We start from the raw sequence: 16443 nt of genomic DNA on the forward strand, positions 1-16443 counted from the left end.
GAACTAATAACAGTGTACCATTAAATATATTTCAACAAAAACAAAAAAAAGAAGCAAGCACCTTTAGCTTGCTTCTTTTTACTTAATATTCTCTTCTAAAGCGTCTTTTTTAATGTTCCAATGAGACGTATTCCATACTACGATCCCATCTTTTATGTATAACACTTGCGGAGATTCATGTTTAATGCTGTACTGTTCTGCAACACGATTCGACACATCTCTCGCGTCTTGTACGTATAAGTAATACGCTGGTACCGCTCTTTCTTCACTGCAATACGCTTGAAATTCTGTGTATGCACCGTGACTAATCGGGCATGTCGTACTATGTTTAAAAAGAACATACGGCTCATTCTTTTCTACTAAGACTTCAAGCTCTTCAATTGTTTCAAGTTTTGTCATATTCATCACGATTCACCTCTCATACGAAATCTAGAGCGCTTCTCTTTCTTTTCAGCTTTTTTCTCAATTCTTTCTAATTTACGCTCTTCTTTTTCAACCTTCTTCTCTTGTCTCGACGCACGGTAATGATTGTATACTTCAATCGCCGCACTGCTCCACTGTACAACTTGCGCTACTTTATCAGCGTTATTTTCAATTTCATCCGTTACAGAGTCTGATACATTACGAAGCTTCGTATTTAAAGATTGGATTGTCGTTCCAATCCCATCTACACCCGCTACCACTTTATTTAATGACTGTGACTTCTGTTGAATATCATCAGCTAACGCATTCGTCTTATGTAATAATTGCTCTGTCTCTACGCTAATTCCTTGCATTTGTTTTTCTAAACCTTCTAACGTGCTTGCAACGTTTTCTAACGTCTTCTGAACCGATAACAACGTTCTGCATACATACACTACTAATACTGCGAAAGCAACCGCGATAATAGCCGCACTTACATATAAAAGAACTTGCATTTCATCACTTCCTTTATCTTTTTCATACTTTCCCCTATTATACAATCATTTTCCGTTTCATTCTAATCCCTATCTCATCATTAGAATTTTCATACTTATTCGTTAACTGTAACATAAATCATTCAACAAATTCCACTAAGTAGGTTACAATAGGAGAGGATACATAATTAGTAGGGAGGCTTTACATATGAAAGATCCACGTATTGAAAAGTTAGCATACAATTTAATTAACTACTCTATCCGCTTACAAAAAGGTGAAAAAGTATTAATTGAAAACTTTGGCTTACAAAAAGAACTTGTAACTGCACTTGTAAAAGAAGCATATGCAGCTGGTGGTTTCCCATTCGTCTCTTTAAAAGATCATCAAGTAGATCGCTCTTTATTAATGGGTGCTACTGAAGAACATTTCGAACAAATCGCTGCATATGAAGCAAGCGTAATGAAAGACATGGACGCTTATATCGGCCTTCGCTCTGGCGATAATATTAATGAACAAGCTGACGTTCCAAGTGAGCGTATGAAAGTTCATGGCCAAACAGTTGGTAAAAAAGTTCATAGAGACATTCGCGTTCCGAAAACGCGCTGGGTTGTTCTTCGCTACCCAAATGCTTCTATGGCACAGCTTGCTAAAATGAGTACAGAAGCTTTCGAAGACTTCTACTTCGAAGTTTGTAACTTAGACTACGGTAAAATGGATAAGGCGATGGATAGCCTTGTTACATTAATGAATAAAACAGATAAAGTTCGTTTAACTGGTCCCGGAACTGACTTAACATTCTCTATTAAAGACATTCCAGCAATTAAATGCTCAGGTCATTTAAACATTCCAGACGGTGAAGTATACTCTGCACCAGTTCGTGATTCTGTTAACGGTACAGTTTCTTACAACACACCATCTCCTTACAACGGTTATACATTTGAAAATGTACAACTTAAGTTTGAGAACGGTCAAATCGTTGAAGCAACTGCAAACGATACAGAGCGCATTAACAAAATCTTCGATACAGACGAAGGCGCACGCTACGTTGGTGAGTTCGCAATCGGCGTAAACCCATACATCTTACATCCAATGGGAGACATCCTATTCGATGAAAAAATCGATGGCAGCTTCCACTTCACTCCTGGACAAGCTTACGACGATGCATGGAACGGCAACAACTCGAACATTCACTGGGATTTAGTATGCATCCAGCGCCCTGAATACGGCGGTGGCGAAATTTACTTCGACGACGTACTAATCCGTAAAGACGGACGCTTCGTTGTACCTGAATTAGAAGCTTTAAACCCAGAGAACTTAAAATAATAATAAAAACGCTCGGAATTTTCTCCGAACGTTTTTTTATTTCTTCCCTACCATTTCTATCTTCACATGTGGATTTTCTTTCTCGATAAGCGTCAAAAATTCATTCATATTTTGCGGCATCGCAACCATATGTACTTTATATGCATTCGTCGTAATTTCAAGAGACTTTCCGACCTGACGTATAATTCTCACATCTTTTAATACAATATCATCATTTAAAATACCGTACTTTAATACGCCATTTTCTACTTTATGTTTTTTAATAAATACTTCCCAAACGAGTGGTACATTTACAAGGAAGCATAAACCCATCCCAATCAACGCTGACATCCAATGCGCTTTATTGGTGAAAAGCATGACAATTGGATATATAAACATAAAAGCTAACGTAAGACAAACGAAAATGACTACTGACTTACTTCTTTGAATTGGAAAGTTCATACCTACACCCCCTAACCCAAATTATACCACTATTTCCATTTTGCTTCATAGAAAAAGGCCATTTCTAAATGACCTTTTACACAATGTACCTATAAAATTTCTTATCTACCTGTAGCACCGGAAAGTTTTTCGGCAACTCGTCTATACTCACACTTTCAAAACCATTCTTTTCATAAAAACGATGTGCCGCTAAAAATTTTACTGTTGTTCCTAAGTAAATATCTTTCAATTTTTTATCCTCAGCCCATGAAATTGCTGTTTGAAGCAACATACGTGATGCGCCCCATTCTTTTCCGCGAAACTCTTTCTTCACGAACATTTTTCTTAACGCTACTTGATGATTCTCAATATCTAATAAAGCTACTGTTCCAACTACTTTACCATCATAAATTGCTATCCAAAAGTTTCCGTAATCCTTTTGATAGAATGTTTCTATTTCAAGTAAATCAGGTTGCTCTTCTTTCGTAATGGGAACATTGTACTCTTTTTGCTGAATATGAACGATAAGATCTACTACTTCATCTTGAAACGTACTTTCATACGGAATAATGCGTATCTTCTCGTTCATCGAATCTCCTTCCACTCTGAAGCTAGTAAACTATATACTGCGATATCGTGAAAATGATCATATAGCCATTCATCATCTCTTAAAATGCCATCTAACTTAAATCCTAAACGTTCTGGAATAGCGCGGCTTTTCACATTTTCAACACCGCATCTAATTTCCATTTTATTTAATTTTAAATTCTCAAATGCATAGTGAAGTACAGCCTTCACACTACGCGTCATAATACCTTTCCCGCCAGCATCTTCTGCAAGATAATACCCAAGACTCGTCGCTTTCTTCCCCCAGCTCACTGGATGAATACCTACCATCCCAACGAGCTTTCCTTTGTAACGTATGCCACTTTCAAAACCATCTCCCTCTGCAAACTTCTTTAACCACATCGGAAAAATCTCATCATAAGCATCAGCAGATTTTGTCCCATCTACCCAAGGGAGCCATTTCCGTAAATGATTACGGTTTTGATCTAATAATTGATATAATTCCTCTTTATGATGTTTTTCTAATAATTGTAGTTCGATTTCGTCATCTACTCGGAGTGTGAACATGTTTTTTAGTCCCCTTTTTAGTTTTCTTATTATTCTAACACTTACATTTCAAAACGCGTACCAATATATCAACGATTTTTGAAATATATCGAACACAACTCCATATATATCGACGTTTCAACATTAATACACAACCACGACAACAAAAAAAGACGCACAGCCAAGCTATGCGTCTTTCCTATTACTTCTCTGCAACTTGAACTTCTTTTACATAAGCTGCTTCGAATTTTTGGATGTCACCTGCGCCCATGAAAATTAGAACGCCGTTTTTATGTTTCTTTAATACATCCGTTGTTGTATCTGTAATTAGTTCTGCACCGTCAATACGCTTTTGCAGATCTTCGATTGTTAATTCACCTTTGTTTTCGCGTGCTGATCCGAAAATATCACATAAGTATACTTGATCAGCTTTGCTTAGGCTTTCTGCGAACTCATCTAAGAACTTTTCTGTACGTGAGAATGTGTGTGGCTGGAATACAGCGACAATTTCACGCTCTGGATGTTTTTGACGAGCTGCTTCAATCGTTGCATTAATTTCTGTCGGATGGTGTGCGTAGTCATCGATAATCACTTGCTCTCCCATCGGCTTTTCATTAAAGCGACGTTTTACGCCTTCAAAAGTTGTTAGCTGATGCTTAACTGCTTCTACATCAACGTTTTCATAATGGCAAAGTGCAATTACTGCTAACGCATTTAATACGCTGTGATTGCCGTATCCTGTAATTTTGAACGTGTCATAGTACGTATTACGAACGAATACATCAAAAATAGTACCATCTGTTCTCTTTTGGATGTTGCGTGCTTGGAAATCATTATCTTCTCCAAATCCATAGAAAATAACAGGTACTTTCGCTTGAATTTTTTGAAGTTCTTCATCATCTCCACATGCAATAATGCCTTTTTTCACTTGCAATGCCATCTCTTGGAATGCACTGAATACATCATTGATGTCTGCAAAATAATCTGGATGATCAAAATCAATATTCGTCATAATTGCATAGTCTGGATTATAAGACAAGAAATGACGACGATACTCACAAGCTTCAAATACAAAATACTTACTATTTTCTACCCCATGCCCTGTTCCATCTCCAATAAGGTAAGATGTTGGGTGTGCACCTTGCATTACATGGGCTAACAAACCTGTTGTTGATGTTTTTCCGTGTGCACCAGTTACAGCAACACTTGTGTATTGGCTCATCAGGTCACCTAAGAAATGATGGTAACGATGGACTGGGATGTTTAATTCTTTTGCTGCTACGATTTCTTCATGCGTATCAGGAAATGCATTTCCTGCAATAATCACTTGTCCTTCTTCTACATTATTCTTATCAAAAGGAAGGATCGAGATACTACGCTTTTCCAACGCTGTTTGTGTAAAGAAACGCTTTTCATAATCAGACCCTTGAACAGTATGCTTCATATCATGAAGAATTTGCGCTAATGAACTCATTCCTGTTCCTTTAATTCCTACAAAATGGTAAACTGTCATCTTAAAGAACCTCCAACATTTCGAACTAATACAACGGCCTATCTATAAGACAGTATATGAATCTTTTCTTATTTTGGTAATCATCATACATTTTTGATGTAGTGAAGTTATTCTTTCCCTTCACTTATCAGGATAAACTCGTACGTACTTCTTTATATGTCTATAACAAGTCCATTATAGCAAAAAAGAAGCCGCTATACTATGATAACAGAAAAACTGATAGGGTCAATCACCTATCAGTTTTTCTCTCTTTTACATCTCTTCTCTTTTTTCTAATTGAACACGCTCTAAACGTGGGTTTGGACGATATTTACGACCAGCTTTCGCTTCTGGTTTTCCATTTAATTCTACGTTATCACCAGTAAAGCCAATATTCATTTTTAATAAGCTACTTCCTACCCCGTATATGTCAACAGGTACGTTTTGAGCTTCAAATTCACGAATACGCTTCTCATCAAATCCACCAGTTACAACGATGTCTACATGCTGGAATCCTTCTTCATCAAGTGCTTTACGAAGTGCGAATACAAGCGATGGGTTTACACCACGTGGATCGAATGTTCCAAGTACTTCTGGGTGGCGAATGAAGTATTGATCAATCATCGTGCGGGACGTATCTACACGTACACCTTTTAATGTTGATCCAAATTCACGCGCTACGCGAAGTGCATCTGTAATGACATCATTGTTGTAATCAATTAATACAACTAATTCATCTTCTGGGAATTTCTTATGATATGCTTTTGCAGCTTCTACAACATCACCATTAAACATTTGAATTAATGCGTGAGGCATCGTCCCCATACCACTTTTGCCCCACCATTCATTCATCGCATGCGTCGCTTGTGCGCTCATACCTCCGATGTATGCTGCATAACCGTCACCAGCTTGTTGTGTATAATGATCGTCACGATCTCCCATGAAAATAACTGGTTTTTCTTTATCTACGCTACGCGCAGCTTGGACAACGTTATATACGTTTGTCGCAACCGATGTACGACGAGCTAAAATCCCATCAATGACACCTTCTAAAAATCCGAAATTTTCATAAGGACCATGAATTGTTAACACTGTTTCAAATGGACTAATTTTATCGCCATCTTTTAAAGAGTTAATTTCAAGTTCCTCAGGATTTTTAGCGAATGTTTGTAGCAATGCAATTACTTCATCCGTTCCGCAAAGAACTGCATTTTCCTTTTGGAAAAATTGCATCGTTACAACACTTTTCGGGCGAAATTCTTCGATGATTTCTCTAGTTTTTAAAAAGTAAACGGCAGAGAACCAACCTTCTCCAACACGTTCGTCAAATTTAAATGTTTTATTTGTTAGTCTATTTATTTCACCTTTTAATTTTAATTCAATTTCTTTCATGTCGCTTTACTCCCTACTTTACTATCCAACATTTTCTCTTAGTATACAGCAAAACCTTTTACTATACATTTGTTTCCTGCATAGCGGCAAATTCATCCTCAGAAATAAGGACATCTCTCGGTTTCGTTCCTCTACCTTCAGAAATAATCCCTTGCGATTCCATCTCTTCAATGAGACGTGCCGCGCGATTATAACCGATGCGGAATTTTCGCTGTACAGAAGATGTGGACGCTCCCCCTTGTTCTACAACAAATTGACATGCATCAAGGAACAATTCGTCTTCTGACTCAGCTTGTTCTGTTTTCGCTAATAAATCCTCTTGCTTAAATAAGTAATTCGGCTTCATTTGCTTTTTCACATGATCAACTGTTTTTTCAATCTCATCATCCGATACATATACACCTTGTACACGAACTGGCTTAGATGTACCGTTCCCTAAGAATAACATATCACCACGGCCAAGTAATTTCTCCGCGCCCCCAATATCAATAATCGTACGCGAATCAACTTGAGATGATACAGTAAACGCAATACGCGTTGGAATGTTTGACTTAATTAAACCTGTAATAACATCTACAGATGGACGCTGCGTCGCTACTAATAAATGAATACCACAAGCACGTGCTTTTTGCGCAATGCGACAAATCGCTTCCTCAACATCACCAGGTGCTACCATCATTAAATCGGCTAACTCGTCAATGACAATAACGATATAAGGTAATGTCTCTCCTGGAATTTCTCGCTCACTTACAATCGTATTGTAGCGAGTTAAATCACGAGCACCTGCGTGTGCAAACAATTCATAACGGCGTTCCATTTCCTCAACTGCCCATTTTAATGCAGCTGTTGCTGCTTTTACATCCGTAATAACAGGTGCTACAAGATGCGGAACAGAATTGTATGGTGCAAGCTCAACCATCTTCGGATCGATTAACATTAACTTCACTTCATGTGGTTTCGCTTTATATAAAATGCTCGTTAAAATGGCGTTAATACACACACTTTTACCAGAACCGGTTGCACCCGCAATAAGTCCATGTGGCATTTTTCGAATATCCGTTACAATTGGATCCCCTGAAATATCAAGTCCAAGCGCAACAGTAAGCGGTGATTCACTCTTTGTGAATACAGGACTTCTTAAAATTTCGCGAAGAAATACCGGCTTACTTTCTTTATTTGGAACTTCAATTCCAATTGCACTCTTCCCTGGAATCGGCGCTTCAATACGAATATCTTTCGCAGCTAAACTTAACTTAATATCATCACTTAAGTTTGTAATTTTATTTACTTTCACACCTGGGTCTGGCTGTACTTCAAAACGAGTTACCGCTGGCCCTTGCGATACATTAATAACATGTGCTCCAACGTGAAAATTATTAAACGTTGTATCTAATAATTCTTTCTGCTCCTCTAACCATTCTGTATTATCTAACGCTGATTGCTGTGGAATCGACAACAGCGCTAATGGTGGAACAGTATATGTCGGTGGTGTATGCAATACATTTCGCATATCGTTCTCTCTTTGATTTACAACATATGCTTTCTCTTGTACTTCCGTACTTGAAATTGGCTTTTGTACTTGCTCTACCACTACTTGCTGTATTGATTGTTCTTCCATTTGTGGCTCTGCTACTACTTGCTGCACTGGTTGCTCTTCCACTTGTGGTTCTGCTACCTCTTGTTGCACTGGGCGTTCTTCCATTTGTGGCTCTGCTACTACTTGCTGCACTGGTTGCTCTTCCACTTGTGGTTCTGCTACCTCTTGTTGTACTGGCTTATTCTCTACTCGTACATTAGCAGAAGGCTGCATTGCATTTGCTCTAGCTGCATGTCTTTCCATTAATCGTGTTCTATCTTGTTTCAACATAACAACATTAAATGGTACATGACGCTTTTTCTCACGTTTTGGTTCTTCTTTTTGTACAACTGGTTGTTCTTCTACGACCGGTGTTTCCTCGGCAGTTGGCTGTTCTTCTGCAATCCGTGCTTCCTCTGCAACTGGTTGTTCTTCTGCAATTAAAACATCCGCAAAGCTTTGAACATCTTTCTTCGTTTGTTCATCAGCCTCAGCAACATGTATGAATTCATTCTTTTGTTCAATTGCTTCATCTTCTTGCTGAATGTCCTCAAGTGCTACAAATGTCTCTACTACAGGCGCGTTTATTTCTGCAATCACTTCTACTTCTTCTGACTCTTCTGCTTCTGTAATTACTTCAGCTTCTTCTGACTCTTCTGCTTCCGCAATTACTTCCACTTCCTCTGTTTCTTCCGTTTCCGCAATTACTTCCACTTCTTCTGTTTCTTCCGCTTCCGCAATTACTTCCACTTCTTCTAGCTCTTCTGCTTCCGCAATTACTTCTACTTCTTCTAGCTCTTCTGCTTCCGCAATTACTTCTACTTCTTCTAGCTCTTCTGCTTCCGCAATTACTTCTACTTCTTCAGGTGCCTCTGTTTCCATAACTACTTCAGCTTCTTCTGACTCTTCTGTTTCCGCAATTACTTCCACTTCTTCAGGTGCCTCTGTTTCCATAACTACTTCTTCAAACTCTTCCGTTTCTGCAATTACTTCTACTTTTGACACTTCTTCTGGTATTTCCACAATGATTGTTTCTTCAAGTTTTTCTTCTGCTTTGACAATCACTGATTCTTCTGGAGCTTGCTTTTCTACTTCAATAGTAGGTTGTTTTATTTCTGTATTACGTTTAATTTCTTCTGATAATATTGTATCCTCGTGCTCTACTTTAGAAGCTACTAATTCTTCTTGTAGATTGTTTTCGTTTAACACCACTACATCTTTTTCTAGCTTAGCACTTTCCATCTGCTCAGCTACTGTTTTATGAAGTAATTCATCCGCTGAAACTTCCTGCGGTGTACTCATTTCTTGAATCACTTCTTTTTCTTCTACTAAAGGCACTTGGCGTTCAATTTCATAACCGTTTTTCTCTAGCCATTGATCAACTACTGACTTTTCTTCCTTTTTATTCTCTTCATATTGTTGCTCTCCATGCTGGTTAGCAGCTCTATGACTAGAAGGAGTTGGTGCTTGTCCTTCCGAGAAATCAGATAATGTATATCCTTTTTTCTCTAACCATGCATCAACGACTGATTTACCCTCTACAGATATTTCAAGGTCTTCTCTTTCCTTTACTTCCTCCTGCTTTTCTTTCTTTTTCTCTACTGAAGGACGATTATATCCATAAATTGGCGAAATCATTTCTGTTGGACGAAATGGTCTACGGTTACTCTCTTGCGAAGGTACAGATGCCTTTTTAACGACAGACTCCCGCACCGGTTCATATTGCACTTCCGGCTCTTCATATGTAGAAACTACCTTTTCCACATACGGTCGTCTGCTTCTTTCCACCTTTATTCCTCTTTGGGCAGTCGGTTCTTCATATGTTACTCCTTGAACAGGTTGTTCTTCGAAGCGATTTACTTCGCTTTCATCCTCTTCATCGAACCCATTATCCGGTACTAAAGGAAAACGGCATTTACCTGCATTCCTACTTGCCATTTGTGCTTCTCTTGCTTCAGTGTAGTGGTTTACACGAGGAATTTTCGGCTGACTTTCAATTTGCTTTGGTACTTCTTTATTCATCGCTGTTTGTTCTTCCTCTTTGTTAAACAGCTTTTTCATCCAATCTAACATGCTTACCACTCTTTCTACTAAATAGTAACATCCTTTATTGTATCAGCATTCGGCAAAAAGTGCAGGTAAAATTAAGCATGTCATATTTATCCACAATATTCTAATTTACGAGTGTTTCATATAGAAAAACGCAGCCTTTCATGTAAGACTGCGCTTAAGCTTTACTCTTCCGATATACATCTATACTATCCGTTACACTTTGCAATAAAGAATTTACATACTGCGGGTCAGATAATTTTTTATCTTCTTCATGGTTTGACATAAACCCAAGTTCTAATAACACACCAGGAACCTTTGCCCAATTAAATCCAGAAAGATCATCCCGAAATTTAATTCCATTTACTTTTACTTGCTGGTTCTCCCTCATTTTATTTACAATCATTTGAGAGATTTGAAGACTTTCCGCATAAATCTCTCTCGTATACGGACTTCCTTCTGCCGGCGTCAATACAGCGAATCCACTTTGGTTTGGATTTTCAGAACCATCTGCATGAAGACGTAAAAATAAATTAGCCTTATGATTATTTGCGAATGTCGCCCGTTCTTTATTACTTATATCAACGTCTTGTGATGTTCTCGTCATTAATACTTGTATCCCTTTTGCTTCAAGCTTTTCTTTTAATAAAAAAGCCATTTCTAATACAAGTACAGCCTCTCTCTTTTTCGTCACAACACCTGTTGTACCGTCTGTCACTTTATATTTTTGCGTTGTTGCCCCTGGTCCAATCGGCTCTAAATTTAAATTCGCTTTTTGTTGATGCCCTGGATCAATAACGACGAGAAACTTCTCTTGTTTTTCATTACTCTCTACTTTTTGTTCATTATTTTGCACTGGTTGCTCAGTTGGCTGTACTGGCGTAGTTTCTTCTTTCTTTTCCTCAGATGATACTTCCTCTTGCTTATGTTCTATTTGCTCATTCGTTTGAATTGCTTGTGACTCTTCATTCTTTTCTTGTTCTTGCTGCTTTTCTACCGGTGCGTCTTCTTTGGTATCTTTGTTTTTCTCTTGTATAGAAGATGTAGTTTCTTTTTTCGGCTGCTCTTGTGAACAACCGGCCATATATATTCCAATGAATGCAATCATGCTCATTATTTTTATATACTTCATACTTCTCTCCCATCACTTTGCACCGGATTCAAAGTTTTTCTTATAATTGCCCTATAATCTCATCCATATTTCCAATATAAACTGGCTGCCATTTTTCTGTACCACGTTCTGCAGTATAAACCGGATAAGCGTCATCATCTATATTTACGAAAACTGGATCGCCCATATCCGTTTCATATCCAATTGTAATCCATCCTTCTTGCCACTTTCCGTTTTCTTCACTTATTAATGAATTTTTATGTTTATCATATCGATAACCGATTTGTCCTTTTTCTAATTCACTTTCACTAAACACATATATTTCATAAGTACCTAGCTCAACATCTTGCTGTTTTGAAGTTTCAATTCGTTTTAGAAGTTCTGCGATTTTTAGTTGTTGTTTCATACGTCTATCGCCTTCTATTTTTCTAAATTTTAACTAGTTTGTTTATAAAATACAATATAGATTTTAAGAAAAAAGGTGACATCCTTATCATATTAACGATTTTTTAAATATATCTATCACAACTCTCAATATATCAACGATTCAACACGAAATTTCGATTTACCGACAAAGAACGCAAAAAAAGAGAGGTTGTCCAAAAGGACAACCCCTCTTTTCTTATATCAATTAAAATTTAAACTCTTGTCCAACTTCAAAGCTATCTTCTAATACAAGAATACCTTTTTCTTGTGGAGCATCTGGAAGCTCTAATTCACGTGCAGAGCAGATCATTCCAGAAGAAGGAACACCGCGAAGTTCTGCTGGTTTAATTAACATACCGCTTGGCATTACAGCACCAATTTTTGCAACGACAACTTTTTGTCCTGCATCAACGTTTGGTGCGCCACATACGATTTGTAATGTTTCTGTACCGATTTCTACTTTACAGATGTTTAGCTTATCAGCATTTGGATGCTTTTCTTTTTCAGCTACATAGCCTACAACAAATTTCGGAGAAAGATCTGCTTCTACTGTTTCTTCAAAGCCATTCTTCGCTAAAATTTCGTTGATTTTCTCTACAAGCTCTTTCGTTAATGTAAGGTTTCCTGTTTCTTTTACTTCTAAGTAAGAAGATGCATTAAAGATGTTGAATCCTGCTGTCTCGTTGCTTTCACGATCGTATACGCGTGCAACATCTCCTTTGCGATCAAAAGTACGGTTCTCTAAAGTAATATCTTGTAAGGCAACAATTAAAGTGTCACCAATTCCTTCAAGGTTGTAAAAAACGTTCACTTCGTTCATCCTTTCTCTTTTCCATCTGTCTTCTTCCGATTTTTCGCTAAAATAAAGATTGGTTCAAATTCTCCATCTTCATATACGAATGAAAGTGATGTAATCGGAACATGCCCTTCGGCAAAAAATTTCATTGTCATTTGTGCAATAATATCATAACCGATTTCGTTGACGATATCAGCAATAATTAATACATCTTGGTGAGGAACAGCAACAACCATGTCACCAGAAATCTTTTCACGCATCGATTGTAGTAACGATTCGTTTAAAATACGAGTCGCGTCATACCCATCATTTGTGTTTAAAAAGTAGAATGTATTACCCGCTACTGTGTCTTGTTTAAATTCATAACCTAACGAGCGTGCGTTGAATAATGCCATTTCACGCACTTGCTGTTCTGTAAGTTCTAATTTTTGTAATAGACGCTCATCAATTAGTCGATACGTTTTATTCGAATCTAACGCATAGTAAATACGTGTTTCCGCCGTATGATCCGTCATAATAAACGGATTTCCTTCTTCTGCTTGTTTCGGGAAAGAAGTAGAGCGAATAACAGGTAAAATTTTCGCTCCGCTATTTTCTTCTTTATGCATCGCAATTAGCGCTTCTTGTACGTAATAAGCAACTTCTTCAATTGCCTTTTCTTTGTTCACTTCCCATTTTGCCACAACTCCTGGAAGCGATACGTTAATACCTTTTTTGGAGTCTTTTTGTTCAATACGTAAAAATTCTTTCTCACTATCATACTGAAAGTCCCATTCTGGGCGAGATAATTTCTTTATTAACTCATCTTTCATCTTTTTACTTGTCATCTTCATCTCTTTTTCCTCCCTTCCAAAAAAATAACCTCCCCCGCGAAGGTAGAGGTTGTTTTACAATTCAATTGGCAAATTGCCTTATTTTAAACCTTCAATGAACTCTTCGATTTGTTCTTGTGTTTTACGATCTTTGTTTACATAGCGACCAGTTTCTTCACCTTTATTGTACGCTACAAAGCTCGGAATGCCAAATACGTCTAATTTTACACATAGATCAATAAACTCATCGCGATCTACATAGTAAAATGAGAAATCACTATATTTCTCTTCTACTTCTGGCATAAATGGGTCTACAAAGCGGCAGTCTGGGCACCATTCTGCTGAGAACATAAAGACTACATTCTCTTCATTTTTTAAATCTTGGAATTGCTCCATGCTTTCTAATGACTTCATCTATATTTCCTCCTCTAACGAGTGCATTTTTCATGTTATAATCTTTCTTTTATACTACCATACATCGCGCACGGTGCAAGGTTTATGCTTGCTTTTTGTCATACTTATATTGCCCAACTAACAACTTAACAACGTGTACAAATAATTCCGTGCGGTCGACATAATCATCTGTAAAAATACCAATCGCACCTTCGTGACTACGAATATCTTTTCGCTGCACAAACTCTTCCATCACTTCGCTTAATTCTTTACCATCTTCAAGAGGTGCTAAAAAATCGTCTGGTAACGTAATACGCGCTCCTCCGGCCACAAATACTTTCCCATCACTTGTTGCTAGCGCGCCCCAGTTACACATAAATAAACCGTGCTCCGTTTTCATTACACCGCCTTCTAGCCCAATACCAATTGGAGCTTCTCCTTCCTCTAGCGCTCGCTTCGCTCTATTAATCGCTCCTTCCATCGTCTCTTCATCTGAGAAAGGCTGAGCTGATACTCCTGATGGAACAGAAAGAGATGTAATTTCAGCATCTTTCCAAACCTTCTCCACAGCCCCAACCTTCGTTTTATTCTTTGACCCTACTACTACTTTCATTTCGTTCACCTCTATAAAAATTCATCATTTCGTTCTACTTAAATTAAACATTAATCACTACCATACATCACCGTGGCACCTATTCAACCTAAAAAAGAAGGTGGATTTCCTCACCATTACCGTCCTCGAATACAAAAACAGCCTTCCTCTCTTTTCCTATCCAGGGTCTTAATACATCATGCGAGCACCAATTAGGCACTGACCGCTCCCACACATGGATGGGTCATCTATTCAAGCCAAAAAAAGAAAGGCTCTTCAGCCCTTCTCTCTACGCGTTATTCTTAATTGTCTCTAACGTCGTTTTATCTGTTGTTCTTACAAGCTTCGTAATTAATTCTTTCGCCGCTGCATAATCATCAACATGTAAAATTGAAGCATGTGTATGAACGTAGCGTGCACAAACACCAATTACTGCTGATGGGATACCAGAGTTACTTGTATGTACACGGCCCGCATCTGTACCACCTTGTGAAATAAAGTATTGGTACGGAATGTTGTTTGTTTCTGCTGTATCTAAAATGAATTCGCGCATTCCTCTATGTGTTACCATCGTGCGATCATAAATACGAAGAAGAGCACCTTTTCCTAATTGACCGAACTGCGTTTTGTCACCAGATGCATCGTTTGCTGGACTTGCATCAAGCGCATAAAAAATGTCTGGTTGAATCATATTGGCAGCTGTTTGCGCTCCGCGGAGACCTACTTCTTCTTGTACAGTAGCACCAGAGTATAATGTGTTTGGTAATGTTTCATCTTTTAATTCTTTTAACAATTCGATTGCAAGGCCACATCCGTAACGGTTGTCCCAAGCTTTCGCCATAATTTTCTTTTCGTTTGCCATCGGCGTGAATGGGCAAATCGGCACGATTTGTTGTCCTGGTTTTACACCAATTTCAATCGCATCTTCATAACTATCTGCACCTATATCAATTAACATATTTTTTATATCCATCGGTTTTGCACGTTGCGCGTCACTTAATAAATGAGGAGGAATAGAACCAACAACCCCAATAACAGGACCATTCTTCGTCATAACTTGTACACGCTGTGCTAATAGAACTTGACTCCACCATCCGCCTAACGTTTGAAAACGAAGCATTCCGTTTTTCGTAATTTGCGTAATCATGAAACCTACTTCATCCATATGACCTGCTACAAGAACACGCGGGCCAGTTTCGTCCCCTTTTTTCAGACCAAATACGCTACCTAAACCGTCTTGTACAATTTCATCCGCATATTTGCTTAATTCTTGTTTCATAAAACGGCGTACATCATGTTCAAAACCTGATGCACCTTGTAATTCTGTTAACGTACGAAATAATTGTAATGTCTCTTTATTCACGAAGTCCCCTTCTTTCAAACCTTAGTAGAATACCTCTTTTATTGTAACGAAATTTTCGAAATGTTTCTAGTTTCTTCTTTTTTGGCTGTATTTGCTTTATAATTATTATCGGTACACTATTTTTATTTTATAGAATTGAGGTGAATATATGAGCTGGAAAGGTTTAGTAGCAGGTCTTGGCGTTGGGTTCGCAGCTGGTTATCTCGTTGCAAACAAAGTACAAGAACAATCCCATATTTCTTCAGAAAAAGCATTGAAAATGGTGAAACAAGCATTAAGTCATAAAGGTGAAATTACTGGCTCTTGGGTACATATGGTTCCAGAGACATTTGAAAAATATGATGTCGCATATGAAGTTTATCGCGGCGGTCTTACAACAATGTTAGATGATATACAAGAACGATTTGAATTTTTAGTTGATGCTAAAACAGGTACTGTTTTAGAGGTTATAGCAGCATAAAAAGGAGGGTTCCCATTAGGTGAACCTCTTATTTTTTTGAAATTGCGGCTATTGATTAAAATTATATCAGCGATTTTTCGAATATATCGGCGCAACTCGTTTTATATCAGCGATTCCTCAATTATATCGGCGCAACTCAAATTATATCGGCGATTTCCCAATTATATCGACTTACCGACAAAACCCGACAATAAAAAAGAAGCTGCTCCAATAAATATGATGGAACAA

At 37.9% G+C, this 16443-nt stretch carries 17 protein-coding genes; 2 read left to right on the plus strand and 15 right to left on the minus strand.

The features are described from left to right. Nucleotides 1-78: 78 nt before the first annotated feature. On the minus strand, nucleotides 79-405 hold the full coding sequence (gene ytxJ, locus MR143_RS21475) for a bacillithiol system redox-active protein YtxJ (protein WP_001057465.1): 327 nt from the start codon (nucleotides 403-405) through the stop codon (nucleotides 79-81). Continuing rightward, nucleotides 405-917, minus strand: coding sequence for a DUF948 domain-containing protein (locus MR143_RS21480; RefSeq protein WP_001197720.1), 513 nt, complete (start codon nucleotides 915-917; stop codon nucleotides 405-407). Before MR143_RS21480 ends, ytxJ begins: the two co-directional genes overlap by 1 nt. A 187-nt stretch (nucleotides 918-1104) precedes the next feature. Between MR143_RS21480 and MR143_RS21485 the strand changes: the two genes are divergently transcribed. Beyond that, nucleotides 1105-2220: an aminopeptidase gene (locus tag MR143_RS21485; protein WP_000654731.1), complete on the plus strand. Its 1116-nt coding sequence runs from the start codon at nucleotides 1105-1107 to the stop codon at nucleotides 2218-2220. A gap of 36 nt (nucleotides 2221-2256) precedes the next feature. Here MR143_RS21485 and MR143_RS21490 read toward each other — a convergent pair whose 3' ends face one another. The 13 genes from MR143_RS21490 to MR143_RS21550 form a co-directional block, all read right to left on the minus strand. Continuing rightward, a complete protein-coding gene (locus tag MR143_RS21490; protein ID WP_001010630.1) occupies nucleotides 2257-2661 on the minus strand; it encodes a PH domain-containing protein in 405 nt (134 codons plus the stop codon). A gap of 76 nt (nucleotides 2662-2737) precedes the next feature. Beyond that, nucleotides 2738-3229, minus strand: a complete 492-nt coding sequence (locus MR143_RS21495; RefSeq protein ID WP_001003137.1) for a GNAT family N-acetyltransferase — start codon at nucleotides 3227-3229, stop codon at nucleotides 2738-2740. Continuing rightward, a complete protein-coding gene (locus tag MR143_RS21500; protein WP_000494682.1) occupies nucleotides 3226-3774 on the minus strand; it encodes a GNAT family N-acetyltransferase in 549 nt (182 codons plus the stop codon). The genes MR143_RS21495 and MR143_RS21500 overlap by 4 nt, the downstream gene beginning before the upstream one ends. Before the next feature lie 181 nt (nucleotides 3775-3955). Then, nucleotides 3956-5266, minus strand: a complete 1311-nt coding sequence (murC, locus tag MR143_RS21505; RefSeq protein WP_000219468.1) for a UDP-N-acetylmuramate--L-alanine ligase — start codon at nucleotides 5264-5266, stop codon at nucleotides 3956-3958. A 252-nt stretch (nucleotides 5267-5518) separates the two neighbouring features. Further along, nucleotides 5519-6637 (minus strand): nicotinate phosphoribosyltransferase, encoded by a 1119-nt coding sequence (locus tag MR143_RS21510; RefSeq protein ID WP_000658370.1) that lies wholly within the window; start codon nucleotides 6635-6637, stop codon nucleotides 5519-5521. A gap of 61 nt (nucleotides 6638-6698) precedes the next feature. After that, nucleotides 6699-10286, minus strand: coding sequence for a DNA translocase FtsK (locus tag MR143_RS21515; protein WP_242280960.1), 3588 nt, complete (start codon nucleotides 10284-10286; stop codon nucleotides 6699-6701). A 154-nt stretch (nucleotides 10287-10440) separates the two neighbouring features. After that, nucleotides 10441-11394 carry an N-acetylmuramoyl-L-alanine amidase gene (locus tag MR143_RS21520; protein WP_000874043.1) on the minus strand — a complete coding sequence of 318 codons (954 nt, stop codon included), beginning with the start codon at nucleotides 11392-11394 and terminating at the stop codon, nucleotides 10441-10443. A gap of 40 nt (nucleotides 11395-11434) precedes the next feature. Continuing rightward, on the minus strand, nucleotides 11435-11779 hold the full coding sequence (locus MR143_RS21525; protein ID WP_000813291.1) for a hypothetical protein: 345 nt from the start codon (nucleotides 11777-11779) through the stop codon (nucleotides 11435-11437). Between the two features lie 225 nt (nucleotides 11780-12004). Next, nucleotides 12005-12619, minus strand: a complete 615-nt coding sequence (gene ytpR / locus MR143_RS21530) for a YtpR family tRNA-binding protein (RefSeq protein WP_001006761.1) — start codon at nucleotides 12617-12619, stop codon at nucleotides 12005-12007. Beyond that, nucleotides 12616-13428: a DUF1444 domain-containing protein gene (locus MR143_RS21535; protein ID WP_000784587.1), complete on the minus strand. Its 813-nt coding sequence runs from the start codon at nucleotides 13426-13428 to the stop codon at nucleotides 12616-12618. The genes ytpR and MR143_RS21535 overlap by 4 nt, the downstream gene beginning before the upstream one ends. A gap of 78 nt (nucleotides 13429-13506) precedes the next feature. Continuing rightward, entirely contained in the window at nucleotides 13507-13821 is a 315-nt protein-coding gene (locus MR143_RS21540; protein WP_000838187.1) for a thioredoxin family protein, read from the minus strand. Between the two features lie 82 nt (nucleotides 13822-13903). Continuing rightward, on the minus strand, nucleotides 13904-14413 hold the full coding sequence (locus MR143_RS21545; protein ID WP_000869936.1) for a DUF84 family protein: 510 nt from the start codon (nucleotides 14411-14413) through the stop codon (nucleotides 13904-13906). Nucleotides 14414-14681: 268 nt separating this feature from the next. After that, a complete protein-coding gene (locus MR143_RS21550; RefSeq protein WP_001031509.1) occupies nucleotides 14682-15755 on the minus strand; it encodes a M42 family metallopeptidase in 1074 nt (357 codons plus the stop codon). Nucleotides 15756-15903: 148 nt separating this feature from the next. Here MR143_RS21550 and MR143_RS21555 point away from each other — a divergent pair, with 148 nt between their 5' ends. After that, on the plus strand, nucleotides 15904-16215 hold the full coding sequence (locus tag MR143_RS21555; RefSeq protein ID WP_000118541.1) for a PepSY domain-containing protein: 312 nt from the start codon (nucleotides 15904-15906) through the stop codon (nucleotides 16213-16215). Nucleotides 16216-16443 lie beyond the last annotated feature (228 nt).

Source organism: Bacillus cereus group sp. BfR-BA-01347, from assembly GCF_022663835.1.
Lineage (GTDB): Bacteria > Bacillota > Bacilli > Bacillales > Bacillaceae_G > Bacillus_A > Bacillus_A thuringiensis_K.

Bases quoted from the DNA above. Each gene is read 5' to 3' on its own strand.
- ytxJ (WP_001057465.1), bottom strand. From the start codon at position 405: ATGAATATGACAAAACTTGAAACAATTGAAGAGCTTGAAGTCTTAGTA.
- MR143_RS21480 (WP_001197720.1), bottom strand. From the start codon at position 917: ATGCAAGTTCTTTTATATGTAAGTGCGGCTATTATCGCGGTTGCTTTC.
- MR143_RS21485 (WP_000654731.1), top strand. From the start codon at position 1,105: ATGAAAGATCCACGTATTGAAAAGTTAGCATACAATTTAATTAACTAC.
- MR143_RS21490 (WP_001010630.1), bottom strand. From the start codon at position 2,661: ATGAACTTTCCAATTCAAAGAAGTAAGTCAGTAGTCATTTTCGTTTGT.
- MR143_RS21495 (WP_001003137.1), bottom strand. From the start codon at position 3,229: ATGAACGAGAAGATACGCATTATTCCGTATGAAAGTACGTTTCAAGAT.
- MR143_RS21500 (WP_000494682.1), bottom strand. From the start codon at position 3,774: ATGTTCACACTCCGAGTAGATGACGAAATCGAACTACAATTATTAGAA.
- murC (WP_000219468.1), bottom strand. From the start codon at position 5,266: ATGACAGTTTACCATTTTGTAGGAATTAAAGGAACAGGAATGAGTTCA.
- MR143_RS21510 (WP_000658370.1), bottom strand. From the start codon at position 6,637: ATGAAAGAAATTGAATTAAAATTAAAAGGTGAAATAAATAGACTAACA.
- MR143_RS21515 (WP_242280960.1), bottom strand. From the start codon at position 10,286: ATGTTAGATTGGATGAAAAAGCTGTTTAACAAAGAGGAAGAACAAACA.
- MR143_RS21520 (WP_000874043.1), bottom strand. From the start codon at position 11,394: ATGAAGTATATAAAAATAATGAGCATGATTGCATTCATTGGAATATAT.
- MR143_RS21525 (WP_000813291.1), bottom strand. From the start codon at position 11,779: ATGAAACAACAACTAAAAATCGCAGAACTTCTAAAACGAATTGAAACT.
- ytpR (WP_001006761.1), bottom strand. From the start codon at position 12,619: ATGAACGAAGTGAACGTTTTTTACAACCTTGAAGGAATTGGTGACACT.
- MR143_RS21535 (WP_000784587.1), bottom strand. From the start codon at position 13,428: ATGAAGATGACAAGTAAAAAGATGAAAGATGAGTTAATAAAGAAATTA.
- MR143_RS21540 (WP_000838187.1), bottom strand. From the start codon at position 13,821: ATGAAGTCATTAGAAAGCATGGAGCAATTCCAAGATTTAAAAAATGAA.
- MR143_RS21545 (WP_000869936.1), bottom strand. From the start codon at position 14,413: ATGAAAGTAGTAGTAGGGTCAAAGAATAAAACGAAGGTTGGGGCTGTG.
- MR143_RS21555 (WP_000118541.1), top strand. From the start codon at position 15,904: ATGAGCTGGAAAGGTTTAGTAGCAGGTCTTGGCGTTGGGTTCGCAGCT.